Source organism: Clostridium celatum (assembly GCF_021412605.1).
GTDB classification, from domain to species: domain Bacteria; phylum Bacillota; class Clostridia; order Clostridiales; family Clostridiaceae; genus Clostridium; species Clostridium celatum.
Map to the genome: position 1 here is coordinate 1 of NZ_JAJKGM010000064.1, position 10,278 is coordinate 10,278.

A 10,278-nucleotide genomic window follows, 5' to 3' on the forward strand; every position below is an offset into this window, starting at 1 on the left:
AAATTAATATATTTTAAATTATATTACATATTTGTATAAAATTAAAGACTACTGACACTTTGTCAGCAGTCTGAGAAAAAGGAATTATATTTTTATATAATTCCTTTTTCTATAATAGTAATCTAATTATAAAACCTTACATACCATATATTAATAATAATTTTTATCAAGATTGAGGTTTATATGAATACTTTCTATAAGTGTATAATCGAGAACAATGCATTTGAAGAAATTTTAACTTATTTATTTGATAAAAAGAAAATACTTATAATAAAAGATAACCCTAATATATCTGATGAGTTATCTGAAATAGTGTATATATTAAATAGATATCATTTAATTCTAGAAGATAACGATATTTTTCATTTTAACTTAAAATTAAATTCTATAGAATTTAATAAAAACATAGAAAAATTAAAGGTTATTCAAAGAAAAATTAAAAATGATAGTAATAAGATCTTAGATACTTTTAATACCTTTTCACTTAAAAACAATTCCCTATATTCATTAAATGATTTATACAATAAAACAATTTCAAATATAGAATTCAAAGATGAAAAATTTGAGTTTTATAATATTATAAACAAATCAAACTTATTTGAAGACAACGATACTGATTCAATTATAACTTCGACTACTAATTTATTAAAAGATAACTTAATAGATACTTTTATTAAATACAAAAAATATGAAAATTCTTCTAGATTTAAAAGTTTAAATTCTAAAATTGATGAAAAAACTATCCATTCTGCTATAACTAAATTAAGTAGTATATTAAATAACTCATATGCATTTATACCACCTATATTTTTTAATGAGTATACAACTGATTTTATAAATAAATCTATATATTATAAAAACTACGACATGGAAACTCTTAAAGATATAGCTAAAGAGGTAAATTCAAAACATAATAGTCACTTATTAAATAAAATCAATACCCATTCAAAGTTTAATTTTAGATATTTATTTAATAGAAAAAAAGTCAAAATAGAAAAACTAAAACTTTTAAATGAATATAAAGAAAAAGAAGAATGTATTTACAATCAATATATGGAGAATATAGATAATTTAAACTTATATGTAAATTCATTTTCTTTCATAAAAGAAATTTTTAATGAAGATATTTTTGATAATATAAAAAAATATATATTACAAGATGATGAATTGCAATCCTATATTGCAGAACTTAAAAATTTATTAGTGGCATATGATAATTATTTAAAAATAGAACAGAAAGTAAGTAGTATTAGTAAATTAGAATTAAGCATTTTAGAAGATTTTTATAAATATTATCCTAATAAAGATTCTTTAAAAAAGCTTATATCATTTATACCTGAATTCTTTTTTTATAAATCCATTTATGAGATAGAATTAAAAAACAGTAAAATTTTAAATAACTATAATAATATTAATAATTATTTAAATTCATTAGATTATGGTATAAAATCATTTAAAACATTATTAATGAATACATTTAGCTTATTAGCACCCAAACCATTGTATAGCAATATAATTTCAAACAAAATTACAAGGAATTTACCTATAAAAATTTCTAAAATACACCCTATAAATAATATAAAAAAAATTATCAATATTATACATCCTATTTATATATTAAAAGAAGAACCTGTTATTAATAACAAAAAAAACTATTTTACTAATTTTGATCTTATTTTAAAGGATTCAAATATTAAATCCTTTATACCTAAAGATGCTAATAATAACCTAAATATATCAAATAATAAAATTTTAAATGAAATAATTAAGTTATTAAAACCTTTTAATTATTTAATTACAATAAATAATAATTTAATAGAAATTAAACAAAATTCTAATGAATCTAAAAGTATAATCATATATATAAATCCCATTAATTCATTTACAAAAAATGATTTAATAAATCTTCTCACTTTGAGGAGTGCTTGTTCTAATATAATTTTTATCTGGAGTAGAGATTGGTGGATTAATAAAAATGATGAATTAATAAAAATACAAAATGCCTTATTAACATTAGCATAAAAGAAGCCTTAAGGCTTCTTTTTTTTGCAATATAATAATTTTGATGTTAAAATTATTCAATGAAGCTTTAGTCATATAGAAGTTAGCAAAGGAGAAAATTATGAACTTAATAACACTTGAAAACATATCAAAATCTTATAGTGAAACAATTCTTTTAGATAATATTTCTTTGGGAATTAATACTGGGGATAAAATAGGATTAATTGGGTTAAATGGTTCCGGTAAATCAACATTATTAAAAATAATAACTGGAAGAGATGAATTTTTCAACGGAAATATAACAAAAGGTAAAGATGTACGAATAGAATATCTTGGTCAAGATACAAAGTTTGATGAGAATTCTACTATAATAGATCAAATATTTAATGGTGATAGTTTAGAAATGAAACTATTAAAAGAATATGAGTCATTAGTAGACTATTTAAACAACCATGAATTTGATGCTGATATAAATGATAAATTAATTAAACTTCAAGATAAGATAGACTCTTTAAATTTATGGTCTTTAGAAAGTGAAGCAAAGACTATTTTAAATAAATTAGGAATATCTGATTATTCAATGAAGATGGGAAAACTTTCTGGTGGTCAAAAAAAGAGAGTATTCTTAGCTGGTGCTTTAATAAAACCTTGTGATTTATTAGTTTTAGATGAGCCTACAAATCATCTTGATTCTGAATCAATAGAGTGGTTAGAGGAGTATTTAAACTCTAAAAATATCTCTTTATTAATGATAACTCATGATAGATACTTCTTAGATAGAGTTAGTAATAAAATTCTTGAATTAGATAGAGGAAAATTATATTCCTATACTGGAAATTATACAACATACTTAGAAAAAAAAGTTGAGAGAATAGAACTTGAACAATCAATGGAAGAAAAAAGACAAAAACTTATAGCAAAAGAATTGCAATGGGTAAGAAGAGGGGCTAAAGCTAGAACAACTAAGCAAAAAGCTAGATTACAAAGATTTGATGAGTTAGTAAGCAAAGAATATATAGAAGAGAGACCAAAGATTGATATGCCTTTCATCGGATCAAGACTTGGTAAAAAAACAATTGAACTTATTGATATATGCAAATCTTTTAATAATAAAAATATTATAAATAATTTCAATTATACTTTTTTAAAAGAAGATAGAATTGGTATTATTGGTAGAAATGGTGTAGGGAAAACAACCTTATTAAATATAATAACAGGTGATTTAAAAAATGATAATGGTGATGTAATAATAGGTGACACTGTAAAAATTAAATCATTTACACAAGATGATTCTCATATGGATTTATCTATGAGAGCTATAGATTATATTAAAGAAGGAGGAGAGTGGATACCAACTGATAGTGGTATAAAAATTTCAGCTTCTCAGTTAGCAGAACGTTTCTTATTTGATGGAACAAAACAATATACACCTATAGAAAAACTCTCTGGAGGTGAACGTAGACGTCTGCATCTTTTAAGAATATTAATGGAATCACCTAATGTATTAATCTTAGATGAGCCTACTAATGATTTAGATATTGAAACGCTTAAAATTTTAGAAGATTTTATAGATGAGTTTGTTGGAATAGTAATTGTTGTATCACATGATAGATACTTTTTAGATAGAATTTGTAATAAAATATTTGCTTTCGATAATGGGAATATTTCTATATATAATGGTAATTATAGTGACTTTTTAATTTATAAAGAGATTGAAGATTCTAATAGTAATAAAGCCGATACTAATTCTTCAAAGGAAAAAAAGAAAAAAGAATATATAAAAAATAAAGATACAAGACCTAAATTTACATTTAAAGAACAAAAAGAATTCGAAACTATCTACGATGATATTGAAAAGCTTGAAATTGCAATATCATCAATAGAAGAAGAGATGAGCAAAAATGCTAGCAATTATGGTCTTCTAAGCGAGCTAGATAAAGAAAAAAATACTTTAGAAGAAGAGTTAATGTTTAAATATGAAAGACAAGAATATTTAGAAAATTTAGATTTAAAAATCAAAGAATTTAACAGTCAAAAATAATTGACAAGTTATTTACTTTCTGTTAACCTTTAAAAGTCGAAATTATTAGATTAACTTTTTAGGAGGAAATTATGGAAAATACACAAAAGATTAAAATTGTAACTGCAGATCCATCTGCATTAGGATTATTTGGACTTGCTGTAATTACACTTGTAGCATCTTCTCAAAAATTAGGATTAACAAGTGGAGTATCATTAGTTTTTCCTTGGGCAATATTCTTAGGAGCTACTGCTCAATTATTTGCTTGTATTAATGATTTTAAACATGATAATACATTTGGTGCTACAGCATTTGGTGCTTTTGCATTCTTCTGGTATTCAATGGGCTTTACTTGGCTAATTCAAAATGGTGTTTTTGGAGAAAAATTAGCTTTAGCAGCTGATAGCAAGCAATTAGGATTTGCATTTTTAGCATATCTAATATTCTCACTTTACATGACTATAGGAGCTATGGAAACTCATAAAGTATTATTTACAATATTTGTTTTAATTGATTGTTTATTCTTAGGCTTATCACTAAACGCATTTGGTATAATGCCTGAAATTTCTCATTCTTTAGCAGCTTGGTCAGAATTATTAATTGCTTTAATGTCATTCTATGGTTCTGCAGCAGCAGTATTAAATAAGCACTTTGGAAAAGTATTTTTACCAGTTGGAAAGCCATTTGGTATATTTAAATAAACAATAAAAAAAGGAAAAGCAAAATAAGCTTTTCCTTTTTTTATTGTTTATTTGTTAATATATATTGTATAATATAAATATACATTTATTACATAACATAGGAGGAAATTAATGAAAATTCAAATTAATATAAAAGGTCAAAAAGAACCTATTTTTTATATTGGAGATAGAATTGATATATTAGATTTTGAAATGAATAATGAAAAATATAAACAAATTCGTTATTTTAGAAAAGGTTTTTCTAAATCTGAGCTTATTAAAGAATCACTTATTAAAAACATAATTGAAATTGAAAAATAAGTTTAAAAATATCTTTCTTTAGTAATATTTAAACTATAATATATTAAATATTACTAAAGAAAGGCACTATTTTTTCGTTATTAAAATTTCGCTAAATATACATTTCTAAAATTTCGTGTATATATTATGCTATTTTATCTATATTTTTAAGGGGGAATATTTTTGGCTATAGGTAGAACAAAAACTTTTAAATATAAGAACTATGAATACTCATCTGAAGTAAAATCTCTATTATCTATAAAGCTAACTGCTGTTGATATTGAAAAAATTAATATCATAAAAAATAATTTTGCTGAACTTGGTATAAATCGTGGATATGAATATATAATAACGGATTTATATATATTAGTTGAAATTCATAATCTAACCTCAAGTCAATTAGCTACTATTTATAAAGTTGGAGTTAGAACCATACAAATATGGCTAAAAGAACTAGGTTTAAATAGATCATTAATAAAAGCTAAAAATGCTAATAAATCTAATACAATTAACAAATTAAATATAGATAAAAGTGCATTAATATTAAATACTGATGAAAAGTTTCAAGCTTTTAATCAATTTGGTATAGATATAAAAGCTGATTCTACTCTTCCCGTAATACTATTAGATTTTCTTAATTATTTATCTACTATTAAAGGTAAATCTATAAATACTGTTAATGCTTATAAACTAGATCTTTGTCTATTCTTTAGATTCTTGAAAGTATATAAAGGTATTGAAACTTCTAAAGATATTGAATTTGAAGAAATCATAATATCCGATATAAATGAGAATATTGTTAAAGATATTACTTTAACTGATTTATATGCATTTTTATCTTTTGTTGAAAAGCAAAGAAATAATAGTTCCTATGCTAGAGCAAGAAAAGTTGCTACTTTAAAATCCTTTTTTAACTTTTTATATGGTAAAGCCAAGATAATTTCTATTAATCCAGCACTTGAATTAGAGTCACCTAAGATAAGCAAAAGAAACCCTGTATATCTTAACTTAGATGAAAGTATACACTTGTTAACTTCATTAGATGTAAATAATACTAACTATTATAGAGATTATTGTATTTTAACATTATTTTTAAATTGTGGTTTGCGTTTATCTGAACTATGCTCTATTAAAATTGATAAAATTAAAGGAGATACACTAAATATTATTGGGAAAGGAAATAAAGAACGTACAGTATATTTAAATAACGCATGTATAACATCTATAAATAAGTATATATCAATTAGAAATGAAGATAAATCAACTACAGAAGACAAAGCTTTCTTATTCCTTTCTTCTAGAGGAAAGCCTATAAATAAAAGAACTGTTGAATTACTTGTAAAAAAACATATAAAAGATGCTGGATTATTAAATGATAAATATACTCCTCATAAACTAAGACATACAGCAGCTACATTAATGTATAAACATGGCAATGTAGATATTAGAAGCTTACAAAGTATACTTGGTCATGAAAATATTTCAACAACTCAAATTTATACTCATGTTGATGATGATGCACTTAGAGATGCTATAAACTCTAATCCTTTAGCTAATATATGATAAACACACTATTAAGAACATATGTTCAACACTCGTATTTTTAGCATTTTTTTATTAATTTATTAAAATAATAAGACAAAAATAAAAGAAACATAATTTATAACTATGTTTCTTTTATTTTTATTATTTGTTTCTTTTTAATTTTCTTATTCCTGGATATATTTCTTCTGTCAATTCATCTAGTTCAGAATCCTCTTCTACTCCAATTTCATCTAAGTAAACAATGTTATCAAAAGCATCTATGTAATCTTCTTCTAATTCAGATTGAATATCTATATCTATCTCTTCTTCTATATCCTCTTCTCTATTTTCTTCATTTAATAATTCTAGAGCTTTTTTTAATTCATCTTCTATAAATGAGTTTTCTTCAACTGTTTTAGCAATATCATCAATATTTATTGCTCTTATGTCAACCCCATTTTCCTCTAAACACTTTCCACAATTATCACAAATTTTTTTTGAGTATATATCACAATAATCATCCTCAGTATATTTATTTGTCATATAATCACCACCTAAAAGTTTTTAACTTTTTTATTCTATCAGTTTATTCATATTTTTACAAGATAAATTTTTTACATTTTTTTTAAATTTTAAGAACATAAGTTTGATATTACTAATTAGGTATGTTATAATTATCTCAAATAAGTGAGGTGTTACTAATGCGTGAAGTAAATAATAAGCAAAATGAAATTTATGAATTTTTAAAAACTTACACCGATAACAAAGGATACCCACCTTCTGTCAGAGAAATATGTGAAGCTGTTGGGTTAAAATCCACGTCATCTGTTCATGGTCATCTTAAACGACTAGAAGGTAAGGGTTTAATAAGAAGAGATCCAACAAAGCCTAGAGCTTTAGAAATAATAGATAATTCAATAAAAAAAGAAATGGTTAATGTTCCTATAATAGGAAAGGTAACTGCTGGTATTCCTATTTTAGCTAATGAAAATGTTGAAGATATTTTTCCACTTCCTTTAAATTATATCAAGCATAACGACGAATTATTTATGCTTAATATAAGTGGTAATAGTATGATCAATGCAGGAATCTTTGATGGAGATTTAGCTATAATTGAAAAATGTCAAACAGCTCGTAATGGCGATATTGTAGTTGCATTAATAGAAAATGAAGCTACTTTAAAACGATTTTATCGTGAAGATGGACATATTAGACTTCAACCTGAAAATGATAATATGGATGCTATCATAGTTGATAATTGTATTATTTTAGGTAAATTAGTTGGATTATTTAGGACATATTAATACTTAAGGAGTCATACTTTATTGTATGATTCTTTTTTATTAATCTTTAAAAACGAGGTGTAATTCAATGAAAATATCTATTGGTCATTTTTTTAAAAACAAATATGATTTTGATAATGCTAATATAATATGTCCAATTGAGTTTTTTAATAGAGATAAATATTTAAATTTACGACTTTTAGTTAGAATAATGTTTATCTTATTTTATGGATTTGGTTTTGGCTATTCAATATACTTTAATGTTTCTTCAGTTTCTGAATTAAAAATATATTTGCTATCCTTTGCTATTTTATATTTCTTAATTTTTTATTTAATACAAATCCCTCATGAATTTATTCATTCACTTTTTTATAAGAATCCTTTTAAAAATAAAGTAAATAAACTTATCTTTTTCAATAAAAATAGATTATTAACTAGCGAATTAACAGAAGAAATTAATAGTTTTAGGCTTTTTCTTAGTCTTATAACCCCATTTTTAATATTTTCTCTTATTCCTTTAATTATTATATCTGTTATAGGTTTTAATTTAAATTTATATGCACTCTCATTTGCAAATGCAATATTATCTTCTGAAGATTTATTAAATATTATTTTAGAATTAATCTCAGATACTAATAATGGATGTAAATCACTATTTATTATTCCTAATAATTACGATTATCTTTTAGAAAATACTTCATCTGATATAATGGAGGTTACTACTGACGTTAATAATACTGATATTAATGATGTTAGTAATAATGAGATTACTTTAGATAATCTTATTGATACTGATTTTGATATAGATCAATTAGAATTATTCGATAATTCCAATAATTTTAATAACATTGAAGATACCTTAGAGTTTAAAAGCGATGACTCTCCCAAAGATTTAAAAAATGATGATTTTACTAATGTAGTTTCTGAACCACCTATAGATAATACTATAAACTCTGATATAAAATAACAAAAAAGGTCGTACCATTTTATACGACCTTTTTATAATTTAAATTATACTATTTAAAGATATTAATGTACCTATTTTAGCATGATCAAATGTAAGACCACCTTGAAGATATGCAATATATGGCTCCCTTATAGGTGCATCAGCAGATAATTCAATTGATGATCCTTGAATAAAAGCACCTGCTGCCATTATAACTTCATCATTATACCCCGGCATTGCCCATGGTTCACATTCAACAAATGAATCTATTGGAGAACCCTTTTGTATTCCCTTACAGAATTTAATAAGTTTTTCTCTATCTCCAAATTTAATAGCTTGAATTATATCACTTCTTTTATCATCATACTTAGGTAAAACTTCATAGCCAGCAAGCTCCATTACTCTAGCACAAAAAACTGCCCCTTTTAATGCTTCCATAACTATATGTGGGGCTAAAAATAATCCTTGATATAATTGTCTCATTACACCAAATGTTGATCCACACTCCCCTCCTATTCCAGGTGTAGTTAATCTAAATGCTGCTTGCTCAACATATTTAGTTTTTCCTGCTATATATCCTCCAGTAGGTGCAATACCACCACCTAAGTTTTTAATTAAAGAACCTGCAACTAAGTCTGCTCCAACATCTGTTGGCTCTATAGTATCTATTAATTCACCATAACAATTATCTACAAATATACAAACATCTTCTCTTATCCCTTTAATTACAGAAATGATTTCTCCTATTTCTGATACTAGGAAAGATTTTCTCCATCCATATCCAGTACTTCTTTGTATATGTACTAATTTTATACTATGGTCTTCTTTTAAAACTTCTATAATTTTTTCAGTATCGAATGTACCATTTTTTAAATCTACTTGCTTATAATTAACACCATATTCTTTTAAAGAACCTATATTTTCTTTACCACTTATTCCTATAATATTATGCAGTGTGTCATAAGGTGCACCAGTAATACATACCATTGTATCCCCAGTTCTTAAATTGCCCATTAGCGCACAACCAATTGCATGAGTACCATTAACAAAATGAGGTCTAACTAATGCACTTTCAGTATTAAAAATTCTTGCGTATACTTTATCTAATGTATCTCTTCCTATATCATCATATCCATACCCTGATGAATTAGTAAAATGCATATCACTTATTCTTTCTTCTTGGAAAGCATTTAAAACCTTTAATTGATTATATTCTCTTATTTCATCATATAGCTTAAATTGTTCTTCTACATCCGCTAAAGCCTTTTTATAAATTTCAAAGGCATTTTCTTTTATGCCATATGTTTCTATCATCATTTTTTCAGTATTTTTTAACATCTTACTACTCCTCTATTTCATTATTTCAATACCTATTATATATAATAAAAGTCTAAATATAAAGATTTTTGTTTTAAATTAGAAAAAAGATGAAAGTAAAACTTTCATCTTTCAGTTTGTTGAAAAACCCCCTGTTTAAAAACAGAGGGTTTTTCTATTATTAGTTGTGGATAAAATTTAATATTA

9 protein-coding genes are annotated in these 10,278 nt (G+C 24.3%); 7 read left to right on the plus strand and 2 right to left on the minus strand.

The features are described 5' to 3' along the window. Window positions 1–183: 183 nt before the first annotated feature. The 5 genes from LPC13_RS15940 (at window position 184) to LPC13_RS15960 (ending at window position 6,564) form a co-directional block, all read left to right on the plus strand. On the plus strand, window positions 184–2,022 hold the full coding sequence (locus tag LPC13_RS15940) for a hypothetical protein (protein ID WP_005212912.1): 1,839 nt from the start codon (window positions 184–186) through the stop codon (window positions 2,020–2,022). 100 nt (window positions 2,023–2,122) lie between these two features. Further along, the gene (locus tag LPC13_RS15945; RefSeq protein WP_005212914.1) at window positions 2,123–4,042 is read left to right on the plus strand and encodes an ABC-F family ATP-binding cassette domain-containing protein; all 1,920 of its coding nucleotides are present in this window, start codon (window positions 2,123–2,125) and stop codon (window positions 4,040–4,042) included. Window positions 4,043–4,113: 71 nt separating this feature from the next. Next, a complete protein-coding gene (locus LPC13_RS15950) occupies window positions 4,114–4,722 on the plus strand; it encodes an acetate uptake transporter (protein WP_005212916.1) in 609 nt (202 codons plus the stop codon). A 111-nt stretch (window positions 4,723–4,833) separates the two neighbouring features. Then, window positions 4,834–5,022 carry a hypothetical protein gene (locus tag LPC13_RS15955; RefSeq protein ID WP_005212918.1) on the plus strand — a complete coding sequence of 63 codons (189 nt, stop codon included), beginning with the start codon at window positions 4,834–4,836 and terminating at the stop codon, window positions 5,020–5,022. A 564-nt stretch (window positions 5,023–5,586) separates the two neighbouring features. Continuing rightward, on the plus strand, window positions 5,587–6,564 hold the full coding sequence (locus LPC13_RS15960; protein ID WP_040419287.1) for a tyrosine recombinase XerC: 978 nt from the start codon (window positions 5,587–5,589) through the stop codon (window positions 6,562–6,564). Window positions 6,565–6,687: 123 nt separating this feature from the next. Here LPC13_RS15960 and LPC13_RS15965 read toward each other — a convergent pair whose 3' ends face one another. Next, window positions 6,688–7,068 carry a hypothetical protein gene (locus LPC13_RS15965; protein WP_234089010.1) on the minus strand — a complete coding sequence of 127 codons (381 nt, stop codon included), beginning with the start codon at window positions 7,066–7,068 and terminating at the stop codon, window positions 6,688–6,690. A gap of 158 nt (window positions 7,069–7,226) precedes the next feature. Here LPC13_RS15965 and lexA point away from each other — a divergent pair, with 158 nt between their 5' ends. Together lexA and LPC13_RS15975 are read left to right on the plus strand one after the other, a co-directional pair. Then, window positions 7,227–7,829, plus strand: coding sequence for a transcriptional repressor LexA (lexA, locus tag LPC13_RS15970; protein WP_005212925.1), 603 nt, complete (start codon window positions 7,227–7,229; stop codon window positions 7,827–7,829). A gap of 67 nt (window positions 7,830–7,896) precedes the next feature. Further along, on the plus strand, window positions 7,897–8,775 hold the full coding sequence (locus tag LPC13_RS15975; RefSeq protein WP_005212927.1) for a DUF3267 domain-containing protein: 879 nt from the start codon (window positions 7,897–7,899) through the stop codon (window positions 8,773–8,775). Between the two features lie 39 nt (window positions 8,776–8,814). Here LPC13_RS15975 and LPC13_RS15980 read toward each other — a convergent pair whose 3' ends face one another. After that, window positions 8,815–10,071: a methionine gamma-lyase family protein gene (locus tag LPC13_RS15980; protein WP_394371342.1), complete on the minus strand. Its 1,257-nt coding sequence runs from the start codon at window positions 10,069–10,071 to the stop codon at window positions 8,815–8,817. Window positions 10,072–10,278: the final 207 nt, after the last annotated feature.